The 23,542-nt window shown below is 69.0% G+C and carries 22 protein-coding genes; 11 read left to right on the top strand and 11 right to left on the bottom strand.

The window, feature by feature from the left end; all coding sequences use genetic code 11:
- The first annotated feature begins 20 nt into the window (after positions 1–20).
- The 5 genes from A5764_RS03580 to nuoN all read left to right on the top strand — a co-directional run bounded on the left by A5764_RS03580 (position 21) and on the right by nuoN (position 6,262).
- Positions 21–815 carry an NADH-quinone oxidoreductase subunit J gene (locus A5764_RS03580; RefSeq protein WP_156664478.1) on the top strand — a complete coding sequence of 265 codons (795 nt, stop codon included), beginning with the start codon at positions 21–23 and terminating at the stop codon, positions 813–815.
- Positions 812–1,111, top strand: coding sequence for an NADH-quinone oxidoreductase subunit NuoK (nuoK, locus tag A5764_RS03575; RefSeq protein WP_007168303.1), 300 nt, complete (start codon positions 812–814; stop codon positions 1,109–1,111). Before A5764_RS03580 ends, nuoK begins: the two co-directional genes overlap by 4 nt.
- 10 nt (positions 1,112–1,121) lie before the next feature.
- Positions 1,122–3,008, top strand: coding sequence for an NADH-quinone oxidoreductase subunit L (nuoL, locus tag A5764_RS03570; protein ID WP_067108582.1), 1,887 nt, complete (start codon positions 1,122–1,124; stop codon positions 3,006–3,008).
- Positions 3,009–3,125: 117 nt separating this feature from the next.
- Positions 3,126–4,685 carry an NADH-quinone oxidoreductase subunit M gene (locus A5764_RS03565; RefSeq protein ID WP_197501196.1) on the top strand — a complete coding sequence of 520 codons (1,560 nt, stop codon included), beginning with the start codon at positions 3,126–3,128 and terminating at the stop codon, positions 4,683–4,685.
- Positions 4,682–6,262, top strand: coding sequence for an NADH-quinone oxidoreductase subunit NuoN (nuoN, locus tag A5764_RS03560; protein ID WP_067108579.1), 1,581 nt, complete (start codon positions 4,682–4,684; stop codon positions 6,260–6,262). The genes A5764_RS03565 and nuoN overlap by 4 nt, the downstream gene beginning before the upstream one ends.
- 6 nt (positions 6,263–6,268) lie before the next feature.
- Here the strand turns inward: nuoN and A5764_RS03555 are convergent, their stop codons facing one another.
- Genes A5764_RS03555 through A5764_RS03535 form a run of 5 tightly spaced genes read right to left on the bottom strand, consistent with a single transcriptional unit; the run spans position 6,269 to position 10,396 of the window.
- Positions 6,269–6,706 (bottom strand): hypothetical protein, encoded by a 438-nt coding sequence (locus A5764_RS03555; protein WP_067108577.1) that lies wholly within the window; start codon positions 6,704–6,706, stop codon positions 6,269–6,271.
- Positions 6,703–7,971, bottom strand: coding sequence for a DUF58 domain-containing protein (locus A5764_RS03550; protein ID WP_067108574.1), 1,269 nt, complete (start codon positions 7,969–7,971; stop codon positions 6,703–6,705). Before A5764_RS03550 ends, A5764_RS03555 begins: the two co-directional genes overlap by 4 nt.
- Before the next feature lie 7 nt (positions 7,972–7,978).
- Positions 7,979–8,956 carry a MoxR family ATPase gene (locus tag A5764_RS03545; protein WP_067108571.1) on the bottom strand — a complete coding sequence of 326 codons (978 nt, stop codon included), beginning with the start codon at positions 8,954–8,956 and terminating at the stop codon, positions 7,979–7,981.
- Between the two features lie 16 nt (positions 8,957–8,972).
- The gene (locus tag A5764_RS03540) at positions 8,973–9,455 is read right to left on the bottom strand and encodes a hypothetical protein (protein ID WP_067108568.1); all 483 of its coding nucleotides are present in this window, start codon (positions 9,453–9,455) and stop codon (positions 8,973–8,975) included.
- Positions 9,452–10,396, bottom strand: coding sequence for a DUF4129 domain-containing protein (locus A5764_RS03535; protein ID WP_067108566.1), 945 nt, complete (start codon positions 10,394–10,396; stop codon positions 9,452–9,454). The genes A5764_RS03540 and A5764_RS03535 overlap by 4 nt, the downstream gene beginning before the upstream one ends.
- Before the next feature lie 201 nt (positions 10,397–10,597).
- Here A5764_RS03535 and A5764_RS03530 point away from each other — a divergent pair, with 201 nt between their 5' ends.
- Complete coding sequence (locus A5764_RS03530) at positions 10,598–11,974, top strand: 13E12 repeat family protein (protein WP_067108563.1); 1,377 nt, start codon at positions 10,598–10,600, stop codon at positions 11,972–11,974.
- Here the strand turns inward: A5764_RS03530 and A5764_RS03525 are convergent.
- Together A5764_RS03525 and A5764_RS03520 are read right to left on the bottom strand one after the other, a co-directional pair.
- Complete coding sequence (locus A5764_RS03525; protein ID WP_067108561.1) at positions 11,971–12,843, bottom strand: SDR family NAD(P)-dependent oxidoreductase; 873 nt, start codon at positions 12,841–12,843, stop codon at positions 11,971–11,973. The two genes, A5764_RS03530 and A5764_RS03525, sit on opposite strands and share 4 nt — an antisense overlap.
- The gene (locus A5764_RS03520; protein WP_067108558.1) at positions 12,840–13,442 is read right to left on the bottom strand and encodes a TetR/AcrR family transcriptional regulator; all 603 of its coding nucleotides are present in this window, start codon (positions 13,440–13,442) and stop codon (positions 12,840–12,842) included. Before A5764_RS03520 ends, A5764_RS03525 begins: the two co-directional genes overlap by 4 nt.
- 56 nt (positions 13,443–13,498) lie before the next feature.
- On the opposite strand from A5764_RS03520, the gene A5764_RS03515 reads away from it, so the two are divergent.
- From A5764_RS03515 to A5764_RS03505, 3 genes are all read left to right on the top strand, one after another.
- The gene (locus A5764_RS03515) at positions 13,499–14,644 is read left to right on the top strand and encodes a phosphotransferase family protein (protein ID WP_067108555.1); all 1,146 of its coding nucleotides are present in this window, start codon (positions 13,499–13,501) and stop codon (positions 14,642–14,644) included.
- Positions 14,644–15,768: a hypothetical protein gene (locus A5764_RS03510; protein WP_156664472.1), complete on the top strand. Its 1,125-nt coding sequence runs from the start codon at positions 14,644–14,646 to the stop codon at positions 15,766–15,768. The genes A5764_RS03515 and A5764_RS03510 overlap by 1 nt, the downstream gene beginning before the upstream one ends.
- Before the next feature lie 92 nt (positions 15,769–15,860).
- Positions 15,861–17,207 carry a flavin monoamine oxidase family protein gene (locus A5764_RS03505; RefSeq protein ID WP_067108552.1) on the top strand — a complete coding sequence of 449 codons (1,347 nt, stop codon included), beginning with the start codon at positions 15,861–15,863 and terminating at the stop codon, positions 17,205–17,207.
- On the opposite strand, the gene A5764_RS03500 is transcribed toward A5764_RS03505, so the two are convergent.
- Positions 17,202–18,167 carry an alpha/beta fold hydrolase gene (locus A5764_RS03500; RefSeq protein WP_067108549.1) on the bottom strand — a complete coding sequence of 322 codons (966 nt, stop codon included), beginning with the start codon at positions 18,165–18,167 and terminating at the stop codon, positions 17,202–17,204. The genes A5764_RS03505 and A5764_RS03500 overlap by 6 nt on opposite strands.
- 178 nt (positions 18,168–18,345) lie before the next feature.
- On the opposite strand from A5764_RS03500, the gene A5764_RS03495 reads away from it, so the two are divergent.
- A complete protein-coding gene (locus tag A5764_RS03495; protein WP_082951456.1) occupies positions 18,346–19,692 on the top strand; it encodes an NAD(P)/FAD-dependent oxidoreductase in 1,347 nt (448 codons plus the stop codon).
- 6 nt (positions 19,693–19,698) lie between these two features.
- Here A5764_RS03495 and A5764_RS03490 read toward each other — a convergent pair whose 3' ends face one another.
- The 3 genes from A5764_RS03490 to A5764_RS03480 form a co-directional block, all read right to left on the bottom strand.
- Positions 19,699–20,133 (bottom strand): SRPBCC family protein, encoded by a 435-nt coding sequence (locus A5764_RS03490; protein ID WP_067108790.1) that lies wholly within the window; start codon positions 20,131–20,133, stop codon positions 19,699–19,701.
- A gap of 24 nt (positions 20,134–20,157) precedes the next feature.
- Positions 20,158–21,156 carry a helix-turn-helix transcriptional regulator gene (locus tag A5764_RS03485; RefSeq protein WP_067108787.1) on the bottom strand — a complete coding sequence of 333 codons (999 nt, stop codon included), beginning with the start codon at positions 21,154–21,156 and terminating at the stop codon, positions 20,158–20,160.
- A gap of 62 nt (positions 21,157–21,218) precedes the next feature.
- Complete coding sequence (locus tag A5764_RS03480; protein ID WP_067108784.1) at positions 21,219–22,391, bottom strand: glycosyltransferase; 1,173 nt, start codon at positions 22,389–22,391, stop codon at positions 21,219–21,221.
- A 198-nt stretch (positions 22,392–22,589) separates the two neighbouring features.
- On the opposite strand from A5764_RS03480, the gene A5764_RS03475 reads away from it, so the two are divergent.
- Complete coding sequence (locus tag A5764_RS03475) at positions 22,590–23,540, top strand: chemotaxis protein CheB (protein WP_197501189.1); 951 nt, start codon at positions 22,590–22,592, stop codon at positions 23,538–23,540.
- Positions 23,541–23,542 lie beyond the last annotated feature (2 nt).

Raw genomic sequence — 23,542 nt, 5'->3', positions numbered from 1 at the left:
CCGGGCCGGCGGCCTCGAACCTGGCGTCAAATCTGGCTACAGACACCATCGTTCGCACCTCCACCGGTGAAGCGGTGACGTTCTGGGTGCTGGGCGCGCTGGCGCTGATCGGCGCCCTCGGGGTGGTGCTGGCGGTCAACGCGGTGTACTCGGCCATGTTCCTGGCCATGACGATGATCATCCTGGCGGTGTTCTACATGGTCCAGGACGCCCTGTTCTTGGGTGTGGTCCAGGTTGTCGTCTACACCGGCGCGGTGATGATGTTGTTCCTGTTCGTGCTGATGCTGATCGGCGTCGACTCCGCGGAGTCCCTGAAGGAGACGCTGCGCGGTCAGCGGGTCGCGGCGGTGGTCACCGGCCTCGGATTCGGCATCCTGCTGCTGGCCGGCATCGGTAACGTCGCGACCGGAGGTTTTGTGGGACTGACCACCGCCAACTCCGGTGGCAACGTCGAAGGCCTGGCCGCACTGATCTTTTCGCGATACCTGTGGGCGTTCGAGCTCACCAGCGCCTTGCTGATCACCGCGGCCGTCGGCGCGATGGTGCTGGCGCACCGGGAGCGCTTCGAGCGCCGCAAGACGCAGCGGGAACTGTCCGAGGAGCGCTTCCGCGCGGGCGGGCACGCCACCCCGATGCCTAATCCCGGTGTCTACGCGCGACACAACGCGGTCGACGTGGCGGCGCTGCTGCCCGACGGCTCGTACTCGGAGTTGTCGGTGTCGCCGATCCTGCGCCTGCGCGGCGCGGACGGCAAAGACACCCGAGACACCCGAGACACCCGGTCCGCCGAGGCTGTGAAGGGCGGTGCGTCGTGAATCCGGCCAACTACCTCTACCTTTCGGCGCTGCTGTTCACGATCGGGGCCTCGGGTGTGCTGTTGCGCCGCAACGCCATCGTCATGTTCATGTGCGTCGAGCTGATGCTCAACGCCGTCAACCTGGCGTTCGTCACGTTCGCGCGGATGCACGGCCATCTGGACGGGCAGATGATCGCGTTCTTCACCATGGTGGTGGCCGCCTGCGAGGTGGTCGTCGGCCTGGCCATCATCATGACGATTTTCCGTGCCCGCAAATCGGCTTCGGTCGACGACGCGAACCTACTCAAAGGCTAAGAACGCGGAGATGACTCAATACACCTGGCTGCTGGTGGCGCTGCCGTTGGCGGGTGCCGCGATCCTGCTCTTCGGCGGCAGGCGCACCGACCCGTGGGGCCACCTGCTGGGCTGCGCCACCGCGCTCGCGGCGTTCGGGGTGGGCGCGACGCTGCTCGCCGACATGCTCAATCGAAGTGGGGATGACCGCGTCATCCACCAGAAGCTGTTCAGCTGGATCCCGGTCGGGCAGCTCCAGGTCGACCTCGGGCTCCAGATCGACCAGCTGTCCATGTGTTTCGTGCTGCTGATCACCGGGGTCGGGTCGCTGATCCACATCTACTCGGTCGGCTACATGGCCGACGACCCGGACCGTCGCCGCTTTTTCGGCTACCTCAACCTGTTCCTGGCCTCGATGCTGCTGCTGGTCGTCGCCGACAACTACGTGGTGCTCTACGTCGGGTGGGAGGGCGTCGGCCTGGCCTCCTACCTGCTCATCGGTTTCTGGTATCACAAGCCGACGGCGGCCACGGCGGCCAAGAAGGCGTTCGTGATGAACCGGGTCGGCGACGCCGGGCTGGCGCTGGGAATGTTCTTGATGTTCAGCACCTTCGGCACGCTGTCGTACGCCGGGGTGTTCGCCGGGGCACCCGCCGCCGGCCGGGGCGCGTTGACCGCGATGGGGCTGCTGTTGCTGCTGGGCGCCTGCGCCAAGTCCGCGCAAGTCCCGCTGCAGGCGTGGCTGGGCGATGCGATGGAGGGCCCCACCCCGGTGTCCGCGCTGATCCACGCCGCCACCATGGTGACCGCCGGGGTGTATTTGATCGTGCGGTCCAACCCGCTGTACAACCTGGCGCCCGGCGCGCAACTGGCCGTGGTGATCGTCGGCGCCGTCACGCTGCTGCTCGGGGCGTTCATCGGCTGCGCCAAGGACGACATCAAGCGCGCGCTGGCGGCCTCGACGATGAGCCAGATCGGCTACATGGTGCTGGCCGCCGGGCTGGGACCGGCCGGTTACGCGTTCGCGATCATGCACCTGCTGACCCACGGCTTCTTCAAGGCCGGTTTGTTCCTTGGCTCCGGCGCGGTGATCCACGCGATGCACGAGGAACAGGACATGCGCCGCTACGGAGGCCTGCGGACCGCCCTGCCAATTACTTTCGCCACGTTTGGGCTGGGATATCTGGCCATCATCGGCGTGCCGCCGTTCGCGGGCTTCTTCTCCAAGGACAAGATCATCGAGGCGGCGCTGTCCACCGGCGACACCCGGGGCTACGTGCTGGGCGGGGCCGCGCTGCTGGGAGCCGGCGTCACCGCGTTCTACATGACGCGGGTCATGTTGATGACCTTCTTCGGCGAAAAGCGTTGGGCCCCAGGCTCGCACCCGCATGAGGCGCCGGCCGTCATGGCGTGGCCGATGATCCTGCTCGCGGTCGGTTCGGTGTTCTCCGGGTTCCTGATGTGGTGGGGCGGCAGCCTGCAGCGCTGGCTCGAGCCGGTCGTCGGGGTGCGGGAAGAAGCCGCCCATGCCCTGCCGGCCTGGGTCACCACCGTCGTGGCGCTGGGCGTCGTCGCGATCGGCATCGCGGTGGCCTACCGGATGTACGCCACCGCACCGATTCCGAGGGTGGCCCCGCTGGCCGTCAACCCGCTCACTACGGCCGCGCGCAAGGACCTTTACGGCGATGCCTTCAACGAAGACGTGTTCATGCGCCCCGGCGCACAACTGACTTCCGCGCTGGTCGAAGTCGACGACGCGGGCGTGGACGGCTCGGTCAACGCGCTGGCGGCGCTGGTCAGCCGGACCTCAAATCGCCTGCGGCGGGTGCAAACCGGCTTCGCCCGCAACTATGCCCTGTCCATGCTCGCGGGCGCGGTACTGGTGGCCGCGCTGATCCTGGCGGTGAGAGTCTGGTGATGCGCGCCGGCGACGATGCAGAGCGGGGCGATGAGGAGGAGCGGCGCCAATGACTCACGCCGGCGACGATGCAGAGCTTAGCGATGAGGAGGAGCGGCGCCGATGAACGGGGCTTTGCTGACCGACGTGCCGTGGCTGAGCGTGCTGTGGCTGGTGCCGCTGGCGGGCGCCGTGCTGACCATCCTGCTGCCGCCGGGGCTGCGCCAGCTGGCCAAGTGGACCGGCCTGGTCTTCGGCGTGCTGACGCTGGCGGTGGCGGCCGTCATCACGGTCGGCTTCAAGACCGGAGGTGCCACTTACCAATTCGTCGAAACCCACCGCTGGATACCGGCGCTGGGCGCGGGTTACTCCCTCGGCGTGGACGGTATCGCGGTGGTGCTGGTGTTGCTGACAGCGGTGCTGATCCCGCTGCTCCAGGTCGCGGGCTGGAACGACGGCGGCGAGGGAACCCGCGGCGTGCACGCCTACGTCGCCTTGACCCTGGCCATCGAGTCGATGGTGCTGATCTCGGTGATCGCGCTGGACGTGTTGCTGTTCTACGTGTTCTTCGAGGCCATGCTCATCCCGATGTACTTCCTGATCGGCGGCTTCGGCCAGGGCCCCGGCCGGTCGCGCGCGGCGGTGAAGTTCCTGCTGTACAACCTGTTCGGCGGCCTGATCATGCTCGCGGCGGTCATCGGGCTGTATGTGGTAACCGCGCAGCACGGCGCGGGCACCTTTGACTTCCGCGACATCGTGGCCGGCGTCGCGTCCGGGCGCTACGGCGCGGACCCCGCGGTGTTCAAGGCGCTGTTCTTGGGCTTCATGTTCGCGTTCGCCATCAAGGCGCCGCTGTGGCCGTTCCACCGCTGGCTGCCCGACGCCGCGGTGGAGGCCACACCCGCGGCCGCGGTGCTGATGATGGCGGTGATGGACAAGGTCGGCACGTTCGGCATGCTGCGCTACTGCCTACAGCTGTTCCCGAGCGCCTCAACGTATTTCCGCCCCCTGATCGTGGTGCTGGCCGTCATCGGGGTGGTCTACGGCGCGATCGTGGCGATCGGCCAGGCCGACATCATGCGCCTGATCGCCTACACCTCGATCTCGCACTTCGGGTTCATCATCCTGGGCATCTTCGTGATGACCAGCCAGGGTCAGAGCGGGTCGACGCTGTACATGCTCAACCACGGCCTGTCCACGGCGGCCGTGTTCCTGATCGCCGGCTTCCTGATAACCCGGCACGGCAGCCGGGCGATCGCCGACTACGGCGGCGTGCAGAAGGTGGCGCCCATCCTGGCGGGCACTTTCCTCGTCTCGGCGATGGCCACCCTGTCGCTCCCCGGCCTGGCGCCATTCATCAGCGAATTCCTGGTCCTGCTGGGAACTTTCAACCGGTATTGGTTGGCGGCCTCGATCGGCGTCACCGCGCTGGTGCTGTCGGCGATCTACATGTTGTGGCTCTACCAGCGGGTGATGACCGGGCCGGTGGCCAGCGGCAACGAACGCATCGGTGACCTGAGGGCGCGCGAGATGATCGTCGTCGCACCGTTGATCGCGCTGCTGATCGCGCTCGGGGTCTACCCCAAGCCGGTGCTGGACCTGATCAATCCGGCCGTCACGAACACGATGACCACCATCGGCCAGCACGATCCCGCGCCCACCGCGCCACCCCGGAGAGCTGAAGGACCGCACCGATGATCCTGCCCACTCCCAGCGTCGAGTACTTCCTGCTCTGCCCGATGCTCATCGTGTTCTCGGTCGCGGTGGTCGGCGTGCTGGGCGAAGCGTTCCTGCCGAGGCGAATTCGCTACGGCGCCCAGGTGACGCTTGCCCTCGGCGGCTTGGTGGCGGCATTCGTGGCGGTCGTCGAGGTCAGCCGGTCGATTCAAGCCTCCGGCCGCCCCGCGGTGCTGGGCGCGGTGGCCATCGATCGCCCGACTCTGTTTCTGCAGGGCAGCGTGCTGCTGGTCGCCATGCTGGCGGTGATCTTCATCGCCGAGCGGACGCAAGCCAAGTCGGAGAGCAAGGTTGCCGTCGGCGCAGGTTCGGGGGGCCTGGATTCGTTTACCCCGCAGGCGTCCGCGGTGCCGGGCAGCGACGCCGAGCGCGAGGCGCAGCGGGCCGGGGCCGCGCAGACCGAGCTCTTCCCGCTGCTGATGCTGTCCGTCGGCGGCATGATGGTGTTCCCCGCGTCCAACGACCTCTTGACGATGTTCGTTGCGCTGGAAGTTCTTTCGCTGCCGCTGTACCTGATGTGCGGGCTGGCCCGCCATCGCCGCCTGCTGTCCCAGGAAGCGGCGATGAAGTACTTCCTACTGGGAGCCTTTTCGTCGGCCTTTTTCCTGTACGGCGTCGCGCTGATCTACGGGGCGACGGGCACGCTCACGTTGTCCGGCGTCCGGGATGCGCTGGCGGCCCACGGCGATAGCACGATGGCGCTGATCGGCGTCGCGCTGCTGTCGGTCGGCCTGCTCTTCAAAGTCGGTGCGGTCCCGTTCCACTCGTGGATCCCCGACGTGTACCAGGGCGCGCCGACCCCGATCACGGGATTCATGGCGGCGGCCACCAAGGTCGCGGCGTTCGGCGCGCTGCTTCGGGTGGTCTACGTGGCCCTGCCGCCGCTGCACGACCAATGGCGTCCGGTGCTATGGACAATTGCGATCCTGACCATGGCGGTGGCCACCATCACGGCGGTCAACCAGACCGACGTCAAGCGGATGCTGGCCTATTCGTCGGTCGCCCACGTCGGGTTCATCCTCACCGGTGTCATCGCCGACAACCAGGCGGGCCTCTCCGCCACCCTGTTCTACCTGGTCGCTTACAGCTTCAGCACCGTCGGCGCGTTCGCCATCGTGAGCCTGATCCGCAACGGCGACGGGGTCGAGGACGCCACCCTGTCGCACTGGGCGGGCCTCGGGCAGCGCTCACCCATTGTGGGCGTGATGTTTTCGATGTTTCTGTTGGCCTTCGCCGGCATTCCGTTGACGAGCGGCTTCGTCAGCAAGCTCGCGGTGTTCAAGGCGGCCGCCCAGGGCGGCGCTGTGCCGCTGGTGATCGTGGGTGTGGTGGCCAGCGGTGTTGCCGCCTACTTCTACGTGCGTGTCATCGTGTCGATGTTCTTCACCGAGACGACCGACGACACGCCACATGTGGTGGCGCCGGGCATCTTGAGCAAGGCCGCGATCGCGGTGTGTGCCGCCGTCACAGTGGTTTTGGGCATCTTCCCGCAGCCAGTGCTCGACCTGGCGGACCAGGCGGCCCAACTGCTGCGCTGAGCCGGCTCAGCGCACGAACGGGCGCATCGCCACGATGTAGATGGCCAGGGCGGCCAATGGCGCCGCCAGCGGCAGCCACGGCAGCTGCAGCGGGAACGACGTCGCGACCAACCCGGCGACGGTAAACCCAACGGCGCCAAGAACTGTCGGCCAGCTCCACAGGACGACCCCCTCAGGGGTACCGACCGCATGGCGGCAGACCAGGTAGGCGGCGGCGCACAGGCCGGACCAAGCCGCGAAGACCAGCGACGGATCGGACACCGAGATGGTTGCCACGCAGAGCAATACGGCAGCGGTAACGGCCGGCCGGTAAACCACCCCGGCGCTCACCGCGATCAGGGCCGCCACCCAGGCGCCAACCGCCATGCCATGAGTCCCGACGGCGGCCAGGCCCACCATCAGGGCACCGAAAAGCGTGGAGACGACCAGCGGCATCGACTTCATGTGCGGAGCCGCCCCCGCACCCGATGCCGGCGGTCCGGCAGTACCCCCATCGACTGATCCAACGTGCTGTCCCCTTGCCAGGCCACGATGTCCACGCCGACGGTGGCCATGTCGCGATACATGGCGGAGCGCTGCAGCGCCCACATCCGATCGACCAGAGGATCCTGCTGGGCATCGAACGGCGAGGTGTCGAGAACGTCGACGGCGAGCACGACGTGGCCGCGCTTGCGAAGGTCGATCAACGCCAGTGCGAACTCGGTGTCGAGCAGCGTCGAGAACGCGATGACGATCGCCCCGGCGGGGACGGCCGCGCGCGGAGCCAGTGTGCCGGTGGTGTTTTCAAATCGTTCGCCGGCACTGAGCACAGTATCGAGCACGCGGTAGAACTGGCGCTGGCCGATGTCGGCGCCGAGCCATCGGGGGCGGTTGCCGCCGAGGGCGACGACCCCGGCCCGATCGCCGTGGCGCAGCGCGGTCTGCACCACTTGCGCCGCGCCGCGTACGACTCGTTCGGTGGCCTCGGTCGCCGGACCCGCCGGCTGTCGATACGTGTCGATCAGCACCACCACGTCGGCGGCCCGGTCGGTCAGCCGCTGCGTCACGTGCAACTGGCGGCGGCGCGCGCTCACCGGCCAGTTCACCGCCCGCAGTTGGTCACCGGGCACGTAGGGGCGAATGTCGGCATACTCGACGCCCGGTCCGATGTGCCTGGTCAGGTGGGCACCCAGCCGGTCGAGCAGCTCGATCTGCGGGATGGGCGTCGACTGCGGCGGCGTCAGCGGAAACACGATCACGTCGGCGGCGTCGACGGTGGCCGTTCCGATCAGCAGCCCACCGCGCGCGAGCACGTCCACCCGGGCCCGAATGGGATAGCGGCCCCAGCGATGTGCGGTCGCCCCAATGGTTTTCGTGTGACTGGCATCCGAGTCGAGCGCTTCGAGGTCCATGCCCGCGACGGCCGAAAGCGTGAGTTCGAGCGCCGCGGTCCCGGCCGTTCCGGATTCGTCGGTAGCCCACACGGTCACCCGCGCCGGTTCGTTTTCGAAGCAGCGCTGCGAGTCGGGTTCTCCGTGCACCCGGATCTTGGGCACCGGGCGCTGCCAGCTGATGGAGCACAGCACCCCGAGCAGTGGTGCGGCGAAGGCGATCAGCTGCCAGCGCGCACCGATCACGGCGGCGGCCAGCGCGACCCCGGCGCAGGTGGCGATCGTCCGCGCCAGCGGCGCTGGCCGCCAACGGAACTCGACCTCACGGCTCTCGATCACACCGCGCTCATTCGGTTGGCCCGTGTCCCCCGTTTGTTCGGGGAACCGGCAAGCGCCGCAACAGTTCCCCGACGACGTCGGCGCCCTGGATCTTTCGCACCCACATCTCCGGGCGCAAGGTGATCCGGTGGGCGACGGCCGGAACTGCCAGCGCCTTGACGTCCTCGGGGATCACATAATCGCGACCGAGCAACAACGCACGGGCACGCGCGAGCTGAACCAGGTCGAGTTCCGCGCGCGGGCTGGCGCCGACGGCGACCTGCGGGTGATGCCGGGTGGCCTTGGCCAGCGAGACCACATAGTGCAAGACGTCCTCGTGCACGGTCACCTGCTCGACCGATTCGCGCATCGCCACCAGATCGTGGCCGTCGACCACTTGGTTGACCGTCGGTTCGGCCGAGCCACGGTCCAGGCGGCGGCGCAGCATCGCGGTCTCGTCGCGCTCGGAGAGGTAGCGCAGCTCCAGCCGGATGGCGAACCGGTCCAGCTGCGCTTCGGGCAGCGGATAGGTGCCCTCGTACTCGATCGGGTTGTCGGTCGCCAAAACGATGAATGGCGTTGGCAGCTTGTGGGTTTCGCCGTCGATGCTCACCTGGCCCTCGGCCATCGCCTCCAGCAACGCCGCCTGGGTCTTCGGCGGCGTGCGGTTGATCTCGTCGGCCAGCAACAGATTGGTGAAGATCGGTCCCGCCCGGAACGCGAATTGGCCCGACTGCATGTCGTAGATCGTCGAGCCGAGCAGGTCGGCGGGCAGCAGGTCCGGCGTGAACTGCACGCGCGTGAACCGAAGCCCCAGCGCTGCCGCGAAGGACCGGGCGATCAGCGTCTTGCCCAGGCCGGGCAGGTCCTCGATCAGGATGTGTCCGCGCGCGAGCACCGCGGTGAGGATGAGGGTGAGTGCCGAGCGCTTGCCCACCACCACACGTTCGATTTCGTCGAGCACCGCCTCGCAGCGTGCGGTGGTAGTCGCGGCCGGCAGTGTCATATCTGGCTGGCTCCCCTCATACCTGCTCCAACTTTCGCAGAATCTCTTCCAGCGCCGCACGGCCGGGACCAGGCTCCCGGTCACCGGTGCGCGTGACGTTGTTGGGATTGACCCACTCCCACAGTTCGACACCGAAGAGCATCCGGCCGGTGGCGTGATACGCCACCGGATCCTTGGATTGCTTTTGCCCCGTGGTCATTTCGTACCGTCGGGCGAGCATCGGACGGAGATGCCGATCCCAGTCCGCGCGGGTGGAGTCCGACCGGCGCAGCGTCGTCTCGGTAGTGGAAAGCCAGCGACGCAACGAGTCCGTCCGGTCGTCGGGGTCCGACTCGTCCGCGGGTTCCGGGACGCGTCCCAGGTAACGGCGGATGTTGAGCAACACCAGCGCCAGGGCGATTCCCGATGCAATCAACAAAAGTTGGCGACCGTGCAGGATGAGCGCCATCAGCTCGATCCCGACGATGAGGCAAACGCCCAGGGCCACCAGCTTTCTCATACCGGGCTCCGCAACTCATCGAGGACGAGCCGCAGCACGTTGACCGCCACCTCACGGTGGCCCTCGTTCATCACGTGCGGGCTGAAACGCGCCTCTTCGAACAGGTTCACCAGCTGCACCGCGTTGTCGGGGTGCAGCGCGTGGTGTTCGACGGCCCGGACCAGCACCTCGGTCGGTGTGTCGAAGTCCTGCGGGGCGGCTCCCGGGACATTGGCGAGCTCGCGCTCCATCGCGGCATAGCAGGCGATGATCGCCTCGCGCGGTTCCCGGCTCAGGTCGCCCATCTCGGCCAGGCCCAGTTCGGCCGCGCGGGCCAGCGACTCCGACGGCGGTGTCGGCGCCGGCGGCTCGGAATCCTCCCCGACGATGGCGGCGGGTGTCGTCGCGCGCCACCGCCGCCGCGACATGATCACCGAACCGGCGACGATGACCAGCATCATCGGGATCGCGCCGGCAAGCAGGACACCGAACATGTCCCCGGTGTTGTTCGGCGGTCGTTGCGGGGGCGGCGCGGTGCTGGCGTGCCCCGACGGCGGCGCGTTCGGAGGCGCGTTGGGCGCGGTGGGAGTGGCGGAGTGCGGCATCACGAATCGGATCAGCAGCGTCACGATCAAGAGCCACGCCAGGATGAGCACGAGCCCGATCAGCAGCACCCGCCAGCTCGGACGACCAATGCCGGTGCCGAGCAGCTCAGACAGGTCGCCCTGCTTTGGTGCCACGGCGCGTGGATCGCGCAGCCGCGCGACCACCGCGATCGTCAAGAGCGCGAGGGTCCCGCTCAGGGCCGCGATGACGAACATCAGCGCCGCCCGGCTGCTGCCCGGCTCCCGGTGCACGGCGTGGTCTTGGGCCGGAAGATAGCCGCGCAGCGCGGCAGCAACAAAGATCAAGAGGACGATCAGGGCGATGACCCGCCCCGTCGGCTTGTCGATACCGGGCATTGGCACACCACTCGGCCGGTTGCCTGCCGCCGTTGCGGCACTGACTTTCTTCATACTGGCACGTCAGGAGGTCTCGCCGCCAGGAACGGCGCCCGTGTGGCGCCGGAGAGCTTATCCACAGTTGCGATTTCATCCACAGGCCGGCGACGACGGCTTGTCCGGTCGGGCGACCGTGACAGAGGTGATTCATAGTGTCGGGGCATGGGTTCCTGCTTGGGCGCCAACGAGGCACGGGAGCGGATCGGCGCTGCTCTCGACGCTATCGACGCCGCGCACGACGTGCTGCGCGACACGTCATCGGACGTGGTGGGCAACGGTTTCCGCGTCGACGTCGCCGAGCGGCTGGAGACGCAGGACCGTATCAACCGCGGGCTGATGTACCGGTTTTTCGGGGAGATCGCCGACCCGCCCGATGGCAGCGAGTGCATCCCGTCGACGCGGGCAGCGCTTTGCGCGCGGCTGCGGGTGACGCCCAGGGAGATCGTGCGGCGCTTCAAACTCGCCGCCCGGATACGGCCGCGCCGCTCGCTGACCGGTCCCCCGGTGCAGCCCGAGCTTCCGGAGCTGGCGGCCGCGGTGGAAGCCGGCGCGGTCGGTGAGGACCATATCCGCGCGGTCTGCCAGGCGGTCGACGTGCTGCCGGCCTGTGTTTCGCCGACCGACGTGGCCGAGGCCGAGCGCACCCTGGTGCGCCATGCCACCAAGCTGGATGCCGGCGTCGTGGTCAGGCTGGGCCAGCGCATCGCCGACTACCTCAATCCCGACGGGCTGTTCACCGACGAGGACCGGGCGCGCCGGCGCGGGCTGCGCCTGGGGCCGCAGGGCCCCGACGGCATGTCGCGTCTCTCGGGGTTGCTGGACCCCGAGGCCCGCGCCTACTTCGAAGCGATCGAGGCGGCCGTGCGGCCGGGCCGGCACCAACCCGAGGGCACCCAGCCCGAGGAGCGCGATCAGCGCACCCCGGCGCAACGCTGCCACGACGCGCTCAAGCTGGGCCTGGCGGCCGCGATCGCCTCGGGCAAGCTCGGCACACACCGCGGCCACCCCGTCACCGTCATCGTCACCACGACACTGGCCGAACTCAACCAGGCCGCCCACGCCGTCCTCAACGACTCGATCCCGATGCCGGCGCCCGCGCGCACCGGGGGCGGGTCCCGGTTGCCGATGCGAGACCTGATTCGCATGGCCGCCAAGGCCATTCACTACTTGGCGGTGTTCGACGACCACACCAGCCGGCCGCTGTATCTCGGCCGCCAAAAACGCATCGCCACCGCCGACCAGCGACTCATCTGCTATGCGCGCGACCGCGGGTGCACCCGACCCAACTGCCTGGAATCGGGTTATCGCTGCGAAGTGCACCACGCACCGGACTGGGCAAAGGGTGGGCGGACCGACGCCGACAAGCTGTACTTTGCCTGCGATTGCGACCACGGCGGGGCCAGCCGCGGCGAATGGCACACCGTGGTCACGAACAGCGGGCGACTCGGCTGGACCGACGGCACCGGCCCACCTCGAATCAACCACGCCCACCACCCCGAAGAACTGTTGCGCGGAGATCCCGACCCGCCGGATGACTAGTCCAGTGTGAACGGCCCGAAGCTGCCGTCGAGCACCTGCAGGTGGCCGATGGTGCGGCCGGTGACGGCCGCGGCGTCCACCAGCGCCAGTTCGACCGCGGCCCGGGCGAATTCGTCCGCCGGTGCGGTATCGACGAAGTCCCGGGCATAGTAGGCCAGGCCCGGCGTCAGGATGGGTTTGGATGGCGCTAGTGCGTTCACCGCGATGTTGTGGTCGGCGAGGTCGTAGGCGGCGCACTGGGTGAGGTGCTCGAGGGCCGCCTTCGACCCGCCGTAGCCGGGCAGCACCCCGCCGCTGCGGTCCGGATAAGGCCCGTCGCCGGGCATGCGAGACGCCACCGAGGTGATGTTGACGATCGAGCCGCCGCCGGCGTCGAACATGTCGGGGCACACCAGCTGCATCAGCTCGTAGGCCGCGAACACCGCGATGTCGAAGTGGCGGCGAAACGCCTGCAACGGCGTGCTGACGAAGCCCGGCCAGCCGGGTTTGCCACCGGGAGCAGCGGGCCTGGTGGGCTTGGCGCGCGGCGGCGCCCCGCGCACCGGCGGACGGCCGGGCGCGGTGAACGCCGCGTTGTTGACCAGAATGGTGATGGGGCCCAAGGCTTCTCGCGTCTCGGCGGCCAGGCGGGCCACGTCGTCGCGGTCGGTCAGGTCGGCCCGGATCGCCACGGCGCGCCCGCCCGCCGCCTCGATGGCGGCGACCGTCTCCCCGATGGTGCCGGGCAACCGGTCGTCCCACACCTGTTCGGTGCGCCCCGCGACGGCCACCGCCGCGCCCTCCGCCGCGAGGGCCAGCGCGATCGCGCGGCCCAACCCGCGGCTGGCGCCGGTGACGATCGCGGCCCGGCCCGCGAGCCGCTGGGTCATCCCGTCACTCCGTGCACGACGATGGCCGTGGTCTGCTCCACCCACGTGTCGTCCAGCTTTTCCTCCGGGCGCAACAGCATCCGCAGCATCGTCGCTCCCCCGATCAGCTCGATCAATCGGTCCGGGTCCACCTCGCGATGCGCTTCGCCGCGGTCGACGGCCTCGCGCAGGCGCACCCTGACCGCGGTGAACACGTCGGCGAAGCGTGTCATCACCCGGGCGTTGAGCGCGGGGTCGGCCGTCATGTCGGCGACCAGGCCGGGCAATGCGGCACGTACCACCGGCGTGGTGAACACGTCGCGGGTGGCCTCGATCATCATCCGGACGTCGGCGGCGATGTCCCCGGCCGGGGCCTCCAGCGCGGTGGGCGCGGTCGGGAACGCCGCCTCGTGCACCAGTTCGGCCTTGCTCGACCACCGGCGGTAGAGCGCGGATTTAGTGGTGCCCGCCCGCTCGGCGACCGCGGCCAGGCTAAGGTTCGAATAACCGATCTCCACAAGCAGTTCCGCGGTCGCCGACAGGATCGCCGAATCGATGCGCGGATCCCGGGGGCGCCCGGCGCCGGGGCCCTTGTCAAGGTCGGATGGGTCTGCTTTCATAACGCTACCTACCGTATCGTAATTGCCGCGAAGAAGCCTCAACGAAGGAGGCACCTATGGCCACGGAACCCGTGCTCGACAAAGTCGACCGACTTCAGCGCTCCAGCCGCGACGTCACCACGCTGCCCGCGGTGCTGTCGGAATGGCTGTCGACCGTCCTACCGGGCGGGGCGACGCCGGAGGTGACCGTGGAAAGCGGCGTCGACTCAACGGGGATGTCGTCGGAAACCATCATCCTGAGCGCCCGCTGGCAAAAGGACGGCCAACCGGTCGAGGAAAAACTGGTGGCCCGGGTGGCGCCGACCGCCGAGGACGTGCAGGTCTTCCCGACGTACCGGCTCGACCACCAGTTCGAGGTGATACGCACCGTCGGCGAGCTGACCGACGTCCCCGTCCCGCGCGTGCGCTGGCTCGAGCCGACGGGCAGCGTCCTGGGCACGCCCTTCTTCCTGATGGATTACGTCGATGGCGTGGTGCCGCCCGACGTCATGCCATATACCTTCGGCGGCAACTGGTTTGCCGACGCCCCCGCCGAACGCCGGCGCGAACTGCAGGACGCCACGGTCCGGGTGCTGGCGACGCTGCATTCGATTCCCAACGCGGAAAAGACCTTCAGCTTCCTGACCGAAGGCCAGGACGGCGACACCGCGCTGCGCAGGCACTTCAACTGGGTGCGCGCGTGGTACGACTTCGCCGTGCCCGACATCGGCCGATCGCCCTTGCTGGAGCGCACTTTCGGATGGCTGGAAGACAACTGGCCGGCCGAGGTGGCCGCACGCGAACCCGTGCTGCTATGGGGCGACGCGCGGGTGGGCAACGTGTTGTACCGGGACTTCCGGCCCGTCGCCGTGCTCGACTGGGAGATGGTCACGCTCGGGCCACGCGAGCTGGATGTCGCCTGGATGATCTACGCGCACATGGTCTTTCAGGAGCTCGCCGGCCTGGCGACGCTGCCCGGACTGCCCGACGTGATGCGCGAGGACGACGTTCGCGCCACCTACCAGCGGCTCACCGGCGTGCAGGTTGGCGACCTGCGCTGGTTTTACGTCTACTCCGGGGTGATGTGGGCGTGCGTGTTCATGCGCACCGGCGCCCGGCGGGTGCACTTCGGCGAGATAGAGATGCCCGACGACCCCAATTTTGCAGAATCGCTGTTCTACCACGCCGGATTGATGAAACGTCTCATCGGAGAGGAGCGCTGATGCCGCAAATACTTGGCCCGCTCGACGAGTTCCCGGTACACCAGCTTCCGCAACCCATCGCGTGGCCGGGTAGCTCGGACCGCAATTTTTACGACCGCTCCTACTTCAACGCCCACGACCGCACCGGCGACATCTTCTTGATCAGCGGCATGGGCTACTACCCCAACCTCGGCGTCAAGGACGCGTTCGTGCTCATCCGCCGCGGCGACACGCAGACCGCCGTGCACCTGTCCGACGCCATCGACTCCGACCGGCTCAACCAGCGCGTCAACGGCTACCGGATCGAGGTCAGCGAACCGCTGCGCAAGCTGCGCCTCGTCCTCGACGAAACCGAGGGCATCGCAGCCGATCTCACTTGGGAGGGGCTGTTCGACGTCGTCCAGGAACAGCCGCACGTCCTGCGGACCGGCAACCGGGTGACGCTGGACGCCCAGCGGTTCGCCCAGCTCGGCAGCTGGAGCGGCCGCATCGCCATTGACGGCGAGGAGATCGCCGTCGACCCGGGAACCTGGCTCGGCAGCCGCGACCGGTCCTGGGGCATCAGGCCTATCGGCGAGCCCGAGCCCGCGGGCCGGCCCGCCGACCCCCCGTTCGAGGGCATGTGGTGGCTGTACGTGCCCATGGCGTTCAACGACTTCGCCATCGTGCTGATCATCCAGGAGGAGCCCAACGGGTTCCGCTCGCTCAACGACTGCACCCGGATCTGGCGCGACGGCCGCGTCGAACAGCTCGGCTGGCCGCGGGTCAAGATCCACTACCGCTCCGGCACCCGCATCCCCACCGGGGCGACGATCGACGCGACGGCCCCCGACGGCACACCGGTTCACTTCGACGTGGAGTCCAAGCTGCCCGTGCCCATCCACGTCGGAGGCGGCTACGGCGGCGACTCCGACTGGCTGCACGGCATGTGGAAGGGCGAAAAGTTCGTCGAGCGCCTGACTTACGACATGACCGACCCGGCGATCGTCGCGCGCTCGGGCTTCGGCGTGATCGACCACGTGGGTCGCGCGCTGTGCCGCGACGGCGACGGGGAACCGGTCGAAGGCTGGGGCCTCTACGAGCACGGCGCGCTGGGCCGCCACGACCCCTCCGGCTTCAAAGACTGGCTGACGGTCGCGCCCTAGACCTTGCCCGCCGGCGGCGAGTTTTCGGGTCATTCGCGCCACAAGTCCACGTTCGCGCCTGCGACACCGTCGAGATGCGGTTGACTAGGGGCGTGACAAAGCCGCCGCGGATTGTCGACGTTGTCGTCGTCGGTGCCGGCTTTGCCGGGCTGTGCGCGGCGCGCGAGCTGACGCGCCAGGGCCACGACGTGCTGGTGTTCGAGGGCCGCGACCGCGTCGGCGGGCGCTCGTTCACGGGCAGCGTCGCGGGGTTGCCCGCCGATCTGGGCGGCACGTTCGTCGGGCCAACCCAGGACGCCGTCCTGGCGCTGGCGGCCGAGCTCGAGGTCCCGACCGCCCCGACCCACCACGACGGCAAGAATGTGATCCACTGGCGCGGCTGGGCCCGCCCGTACCGCGGCACGATTCCCAAGCTGTCGCTGACCGGGCTGCTCGATATCGGCCGGCTGCGTTGGCAATTCGAGAGGATCGCCCGTGGCGTGCCGGTGGCGACCCCCTGGGACGCGCGCCGGGCGCGCGAGCTGGACGGCATGTCGCTCGGCGGGTGGTTGCGCTCGGTGCGCGCGACGGCCTCGTCGCTCGACCTGATGGCCATCGTGGCCCGGGTGACCTGGGGGTGTGAACCCGACGATGTGTCGATGCTGCACGCCGCCCGCTACACCCACGCCGCCGGCGGCCTGGACCGGCTGCTCGACGTCGAAAACGGTGCCCAGCAGGACCGTTTTCCGGGCGGCACCCAGCAGATCGCCCAGGTGGCGGCCGCCGAACTGGGCGCGCGCGTCGTGCTCAACGCGCCGGTGCGCCGCATCGACCGCCACGGCGCGGGAGTGACCGTAACCAGTGACGCCGGCCCCGTCGAGGCCGGGTTCGTCATCGTCGCGATCCCCCCGGCCCATCGCGCGTCGATCGAGTTCGCTCCCCCGCTGCCCGCCGAGTACGACCAACTCGCCCGGCACTGGCCGCAGGGCCGGCTCAGCAAGGCGTACGCGGCGTACGAGACACCGTTCTGGCGCGCCGACGGGTTCTCCGGGCAGGCGCTGTCCGACAAGGGCCCGGTGTTCATCACCTTCGACGTCAGCCCGCACGCCGACGGGCCTGGGATCCTGATGGGATTCGTGGACGCCCGCGCGTTCGACTCGCTTCTCCCCGAGCAGCGCCGCCGCGACGCGCTGCGCTGCTTCGCGTCGCTGTTCGGCGACGAGGCGCTCAAACCCCTCGACTATGTCGATCACCGTTGGGGCGCAGAGGGTTTCGCACCGGGCGGCCCGACGGCGGCGGTGCCACCGGGCTCATGGACGCGATTCGGGCGGTGTTTGCGCGCGCCGGTCGGGCCGATCCACTGGGCCGGGACCGAGACCGCCGACGAATGGACGGGGTTCCTCGACGGCGCCGTCAGGTCCGGCCAACGCGCGGCCGCAGAAGTGGCCGCCCTGCTATGAGCTGATCCGCACGTCGTGGCTCACCGATTGGGCGAGCGACCGCAGGTGGCGGCTGACCTCACCCGGGTGTTCCAGCATCGAGCAGTGCCCACCGGGCAGCTCGACGAGGCCGATCACGTTGGGCGCGGTGCGGGCGATCCTGCGGGACTGGCCGATCGGCGTCAGCCGATCGCGTTCGCTGCCGATGACCAAGGTGGGCACCGTCAAACCGTCCAGGTGCAGATGCCGCGACCCCAACGCGTCGACGAGCATCTTGGCGCATCCGCCGCGCCCGGCGGGTGATGTCTGTGCGAAGAGCTCGTAGATGATCCGAGCGGCGCTCGGGTCCGCGTCCCGTCCGACCGCCAGCATCGCGACCACATAGCGGCTGGGGAGCCGGGCCGCGGTGGGCACCGGGAACCCGCCCAACACGTTGATCAGGCCACGGGCGGCCAGGACCCGCGCCTCTGAAAATCCCCGCAACTCGCGCGGCACCGACAGCAGCTTGACCTCCCGCACCAGATCCCCGGTGGTGGTGTTGATCAGCGCGACGGCGTCGGCGCGCCGGCGGACCTTGTCGCGGTAGTGCGTCGACCAGGCGGCGATGGCGATGCCGCCCATCGAGTGACCGGCCAGCACCGCGCGCTCACCCGGCGCCAATGTCGCCTCGAGGACCGAATCGAGGTCGGAGGCAAGGTGTTCGAGCCTGTAGCCGCCGCGCCGCGGAACGCCGCTGCGCCCGTGGCCACGATGGTCGAAGGCGATCACCCGGTAATCGGTGGCCAGGTCGGCGATCTGGTGTGCCCACGCCCGGATCGCGCAGGTGATGCCGTGCGTAAGCACGATCGGATACCCGTCGGGTGGCCCGAAAACCTCGGTGTGCAAAGGAGTTCCGTCGGCCGCGCGCACGGTCAGCGTGCGACTTGGCGGCAGTTCGTCGGGGAGCCGCCCGATTGTGCGAATCGATTGCCCAGCACCCATCGCGCTCCCCCTTCGAACGCGGCAACATTGCCGCACTCCGGATGTACGCGAGTTTAGTCCTCACCGAACGATGGCCGCGGCGAAATGGGCCGATACACGCCGACATTTTCAGCACGATCGTGCAACAATCCCGGCCCACGGCCCGTTGCGGTGTGGGACGCTGACAGACGTGTCCCCGATGAGCCGTCGGGAGTTTCTCGCGGCCTCGACGTGCGTGGTCGGCGGAGGGCTGGCGGCCGCCTGCGCGACGGGTCACCCGCCGCCACCCGACACCAAGTCGGTGCTCATCGTCGGCGCCGGCATGGCGGGGCTGTCCGCCGCGCGCAGCCTCGCCGACGCCGGGTGGCCGGTGCGCGTTATCGAAGCCCGCGATCGCATCGGCGGCAGGGTATACACCAACCACGACTGGGGCGTACCGCTCGAGATGGGCGCGTCCTGGATCCACGGCACAGCGGACAACCCGGTGACGGAACTGGCGCGCCGGGCGCGGGCCCAGCTGGCCGCCACCGACTACTACGGGTGGGCGAAGCTCGCGGTCGATCCCCCGCTGCAGCCGCTGCACTACGACCCGAATACCTGGCGCAAGTTCGTCGAAGCGGCTCGTGGCCAGGTGGACGGCGGGAGCCTCGGCGCCGCCGTCAACTCCGCGGCACAAACCGAAGAGCTTTCCGGATCCGACCGCGCCCAGCTGGCTTTTTACCTCACCACCGAGATCGAGAACGAATACGCCGCCGACGCGGATCAGCTGTCGGCCACCACATTTGACAAGGGCGATTACGCCGGCGGCGAGCAGTGCGTGGTCACCAGCGGGTACGACGCCCTGCCCAGGCTGCTGGCCGACGGCCTTCAGGTCACGCTGGGCACGCCGGTCACCGCGATCGCGCGACGCGACAGCTCCGTCGTCGTGCAGGCTCCCAACCGGTCGTTCGAGGGCGCCGCCGCGATCGTCACCGTCCCCCTGGGGGTGCTGAAATCGGGTGCCATCGCGTTCGATCCGCCCCTTCCCGACGGACACACGCGTGCCGTGACCGCACTGGGATTCGGCGCGCTGTCCAAGAGCTTCTTCCGTTTCACCCGCCGAACCTGGAACGTGGAGAACGCCTTCTACCAATTCCTCGGCACCGCCCCGGGCGTGTGGTCGCAGTGGTTCACCCTGCCCAGCGCGGCGGGCCCAATTGTGTTGGCGTTCAACGCCGGTGATCGCGGCCGGTCGGCGGAGTCGTCTTCGCCCGGCGACCTGATGGCGACCGCCCTGCCCGTCGCCCGGCGACTGTTCGGCGACGACATCTCCCCCGTGGAGGTCCGAACGTCGAATTGGACGATCGACCCCTATGCACGCGGCGCGTATTCGTTTCACGCGCCGGGTTCCGGCCTGGAAGACCGGCGACGGCTGGCCGAACCGATCGGCGACCGGCTCTACCTGGCGGGTGAGGCCGTCGGCGTCAATAATCCGGCCACCGTCACCGGCGCCGTGGTCAGCGGGCGATACGCCGCCGGCCAGCTGATGCACCGATTGAGCGGTTGACGGCGACTACTTCCCCAGCCGCTGCGCGCAGGCGTCAAGGATCGCCAGGAAGCTGGAGCGAAGCAGGGGATACGTGACCGCCTCCAGCAGCCTGCCCCCGGCCCGCGCGGGGTGGGTGTAGTTGCTCAGCCAGTCGACGTGGGTGCCGCCTCCCGAAGCGGTGAACGTCAGCGTGCCGCCGTCATGATTGAACGGCGGGAACGACCGCACGATGAGATAGGAGTAGCTGCGCGGCCGGTCGTAGGCCGTGATCTCTTCGCGGAACCACGTCCCCACCCCGAGCACCTCGCGCACCGCGCCCGCACCCGGCCCCGGCGAACCCTTCGCGTAACGGCCCCGCAGGGCGAGCGGGGCGGCGGCCAGGTTGACCGGGTCGGCCAGCCAGTCGAAGACCTGCTCCTCCGGCGCGTTGATGGTGCGCTCCACGTGAATCTCGACCACGCCCACATGCTAGACGCGGCCGGGCTACATCGTTTGTTTGAGCGTGGTGTGCGGGCTCTGCCCGTACGTCTGCCGATAGAGCACCGCGAACCGGCCGGTGTGGGCGAAGCCCCAACGCTGCGCGATCTCGGTGACGGTCGCCGTCGTCGGCCCACCCGCCATCAGCTCTTGATGCGCGCGGTGCAGCCGGACGCGGCGCAGGTACTCCGTCGGCGTGGTATCGAGCTGGCGCCGGAAAAGGTACTGCACCGCCCTGGGCGTCAGATGCACCGCGCCGGCCACGTCGTTGATGCCGATGTCCGCCGCGGCGTGGCGGTGGATGAAGGCCACCGCGTCCTTGAGCGTCGCTGGGAGCGCGGGGTCGCTGGCCGGATCCAGCTCGGTCACATTCGACGGGTAGCACTCGAGCAGCGCGCCGGCCAGCAAGGGGGCCAGCATCGCGACCACCAGGGGTTGCTGGGCGGTCTCGGGGGCGGCCAGGGTTGCCGTCGCGTACTCCAGCGCTCGATGCCAGGCGGGCACGGCGCCGCGCGAGCGTGGGCGGCAACTCAGGAACCGGACCTGCTGCGACAACGGCGTATGTGACTCCGCGGCGACCTTGTTCAGCGCCTCCGCCTGGATAGTCACCACGTCGAACCGGGCGCCGTTCACCTGCAGCGCGCAAGACATGCCGTGCGCCACCAGCACTGGGCATTCCACATGCGGGAACGGCACACCGGTCACTGCCAGCGATCCCGCCCGGGGTTGGATCACGACGACGGAGTCGGCGGGTGGAATCTCGACGCCCAACCGACCCTCAATCACCACTTCGTCGATCGTCATCGAGCCCGCTGCGCAACGTTGATGGGTGATGGCCCAGCGGCCGATGTGTCCGTTGATCCGCCAGCCCGGCGTGTAGGCGCCGGCAAAGAACCGGCGCGCAGCCCCCTGATCGACGGTGCGGAACTGCTCGTAGCGAACGGCCGCAGGGCTATACCCCGGCGACGCATAGGTCGCAGGAGCGGCGCGAAGGTCGACCTCTATCGCGTCGGATCCACCCGCTACCCCATCCCGAACGCCGGACGTCGCGGCGTCGGCGACGACGGTCACTGCGGCTCCGCCGGCTGCAAGTCGGATGGCGCCGGACGCGGCGACGCCAGCCGTAGATAAATATTCACGGAGTCGAGGGCGATCCGGTCCCAGCTGAACCGCGACACCGCGCGGCTTCGGCCGGCCGCCCCCATGCTGTCACACTGGAAGCTTTGCGCCAGAAGGCTTCTCAAGCCGGCGGCCACCGCAGCCGGGCTGTGTTGGGACAGCACGAGCCCGGTGACGGCGTCCACGACGACGTCGCTCAGGACACCGACGGGAAGTGCGACCACCGCCACGCCACTTGCCATGGCCCGCAACGCCGTCGCGCAGAGCGGCGGCTGGCGCGGCGTGCACGCGACGACGTCGGCGGATCGCAGCAGCCTCGGCAGATCGTCGGCGCCGACCGCACCCGCGAAGCGGACCCGGTCGGCCACCCCCAACTCGCCGGCGAGGTGTTCGAGTGCGGCGCGCGCGGCCGCGTTGGCGGGGTCGCCGGCGGCCGTTTCCGCGATGACCAGCTCCGTCCCCATCACCCTGGGCAGCGCTCGGATAGCGATGTCGAAACCGTTGTGCGACGAAAGATCGGGTGCCATGGCAAGAACGCGGTGCAGGCCGTTCCGGGCGACCACCGGTCCCACCGGACTGTAACGCTCCACGTCGACGCCGCTGCCCAGGACGGAAACGCGCGCCCGGCTGCGACGCAGCCGGGCCAGCAGCTCGACGTCCGCGGTGCACTCACCGGTCACCCAGCCCGCGCCGCGCGCCAATAGCGGCTCGATGCGTTCACGCTCGCTCTCTTGCCGCGAACCGCCACGCGAGGTCGCCACGAGCCCCTGAAAGGTCTGGACGACCGGTATGCGCTGCCGTCGCGCGGCCAACTGCCCGGCCAGCCCGCCCAGCCAGCCGTAGGCGTGCACAACGTCGGGTTGATCGGTTGACCAGAGGCGTTCAAGTGTCGCGGCCCATTCCCCGACATGGGGCAGCACCTCCGCCGGCGAAGCCGCCACGCGCGGACCCACGCTTATCGACCTGATCCGGCAGCCCCCGTCGGTGGTCGCTTCCGCGGGTCGCCTGTCTCGTTGCCTGACGTAGGTGACCGCCTGGTGTCCCCGGGCAGCGAGCGCGGCACAAAGCTGGTGAGGGTCGTCAGTGAGGATGTCGTCACCCGTCACGATCGCGATCTTCACCAGCACTCCGTCCCACCTTGATTGCGCTCGGCGGCCACCAAGAAAGTCCTACCCTGCTCCATCGCAACGAAACACAACTAGCCGGCCGCTCTTCGCCGCGCGTCCTACGTTTCGCATAGTGGATAGCAGTCGCACGGGTGACCTGCGGCGCCCCCAAGCGAACTGTCACTTATCCGCGGGCGGGGGGACACTGAGACAATGACGACCGACCAGCACCATCCCCCGGTTGAGCTGGTGGTGTTGCTGGCGTCGGCGGGCGGCCTGGAACCCCTCTCCATCGTCCTGCGCGATTTGCCGGCGGAGTTCCCGGCCGCAGTTGTCGTGCAACAACACCTCGGGGGTCTCAGCAGCGTGCTGCCGACGCTCCTCGGCAGGCAAACACCCCATGGGGTCAGCTGGGCGCGCGACGGGCAGGCGTTGGCGGCGGGGCACGTAGCCGTGTGTCCGCCCCGCATGCACCTGGAAGTTGCACCGGACGGCATCTGCTGGCTGCACGAAACGGAGCCGCTCGGGGAACGCCGCTTTGACTTGCTGCTGGCGTCCGTGGCCAAGTCGTACGGCGCTCGGAGCGTGGCGGTTGTGTTGTCCGGCTCGGGGCAAGACGGCGCCGTCGGCACCGTCGCCATGAAGCGGGCCGGCGCAATCGTGATCGCCCAAAGCCCGGAAACCGCCAAATATGCGTCGATGCCGATGGCGGCCGCGCGGTCCGGCGCCGACCTCGTATTGCCGATTTACAGGATCGGGCACGTCCTGGCCGACATCGTCGCCGGTGCGCCGCTGGTCAAGCCGCGGCCAGACGAAGGCGGGGCCGCGATACCGCTGGGTCCCCTGGCGCAACGCCCGACGGCGGGCAGGGGCGATGAGGCCACCACCGTAGAGGTGGGAGCCGAGGGAGAAACAGTGGGCACCGGGGGCGAGACCGCCACACAGCTCGACGAGGCTATGGGACGGGCAGCCGCCCGCGCCGAATCGGCGCGAGACCGCGCGGCCGAACTGCGGCGCAGACACGATGATCTTTCCGAAGGATTCGGCGCCACTGCTGACACCGTGTCCATCGCGCGGCATAGGGCGCAGGAGTCGATTCGCCGCGCACAACTGGCTCATCAAGCGGCCAAGGAGGCGGTCGCGCGGTGGGCAACCGACCGCTGACT

The sequence above is a fragment of the Mycobacterium sp. 852002-51057_SCH5723018 genome, assembly GCF_001667035.1.
Taxonomy (GTDB): domain Bacteria; phylum Actinomycetota; class Actinomycetes; order Mycobacteriales; family Mycobacteriaceae; genus Mycobacterium.
This window is presented reverse-complemented; position numbering and strand designations above follow the sequence as displayed.

What these genes read in the sequence shown, in the direction of transcription:
- nuoL (WP_067108582.1), top strand. Translation starts at nt 1,122, where the DNA reads ATGACTCAATACACCTGGCTGCTGGTGGCGCTGCCGTTGGCGGGTGCC.
- nuoN (WP_067108579.1), top strand. Translation starts at nt 4,682, where the DNA reads ATGATCCTGCCCACTCCCAGCGTCGAGTACTTCCTGCTCTGCCCGATG.
- A5764_RS03555 (WP_067108577.1), bottom strand. Translation starts at nt 6,706, where the DNA reads ATGAAGTCGATGCCGCTGGTCGTCTCCACGCTTTTCGGTGCCCTGATG.
- A5764_RS03545 (WP_067108571.1), bottom strand. Translation starts at nt 8,956, where the DNA reads ATGACACTGCCGGCCGCGACTACCACCGCACGCTGCGAGGCGGTGCTC.
- A5764_RS03540 (WP_067108568.1), bottom strand. Translation starts at nt 9,455, where the DNA reads ATGAGAAAGCTGGTGGCCCTGGGCGTTTGCCTCATCGTCGGGATCGAG.
- A5764_RS03535 (WP_067108566.1), bottom strand. Translation starts at nt 10,396, where the DNA reads ATGCCCGGTATCGACAAGCCGACGGGGCGGGTCATCGCCCTGATCGTC.
- A5764_RS03530 (WP_067108563.1), top strand. Translation starts at nt 10,598, where the DNA reads ATGGGTTCCTGCTTGGGCGCCAACGAGGCACGGGAGCGGATCGGCGCT.
- A5764_RS03525 (WP_067108561.1), bottom strand. Translation starts at nt 12,843, where the DNA reads ATGACCCAGCGGCTCGCGGGCCGGGCCGCGATCGTCACCGGCGCCAGC.
- A5764_RS03520 (WP_067108558.1), bottom strand. Translation starts at nt 13,442, where the DNA reads ATGAAAGCAGACCCATCCGACCTTGACAAGGGCCCCGGCGCCGGGCGC.
- A5764_RS03515 (WP_067108555.1), top strand. Translation starts at nt 13,499, where the DNA reads ATGGCCACGGAACCCGTGCTCGACAAAGTCGACCGACTTCAGCGCTCC.
- A5764_RS03510 (WP_156664472.1), top strand. Translation starts at nt 14,644, where the DNA reads ATGCCGCAAATACTTGGCCCGCTCGACGAGTTCCCGGTACACCAGCTT.
- A5764_RS03500 (WP_067108549.1), bottom strand. Translation starts at nt 18,167, where the DNA reads ATGGGTGCTGGGCAATCGATTCGCACAATCGGGCGGCTCCCCGACGAA.
- A5764_RS03495 (WP_082951456.1), top strand. Translation starts at nt 18,346, where the DNA reads ATGAGCCGTCGGGAGTTTCTCGCGGCCTCGACGTGCGTGGTCGGCGGA.
- A5764_RS03475 (WP_197501189.1), top strand. Translation starts at nt 22,590, where the DNA reads ATGACGACCGACCAGCACCATCCCCCGGTTGAGCTGGTGGTGTTGCTG.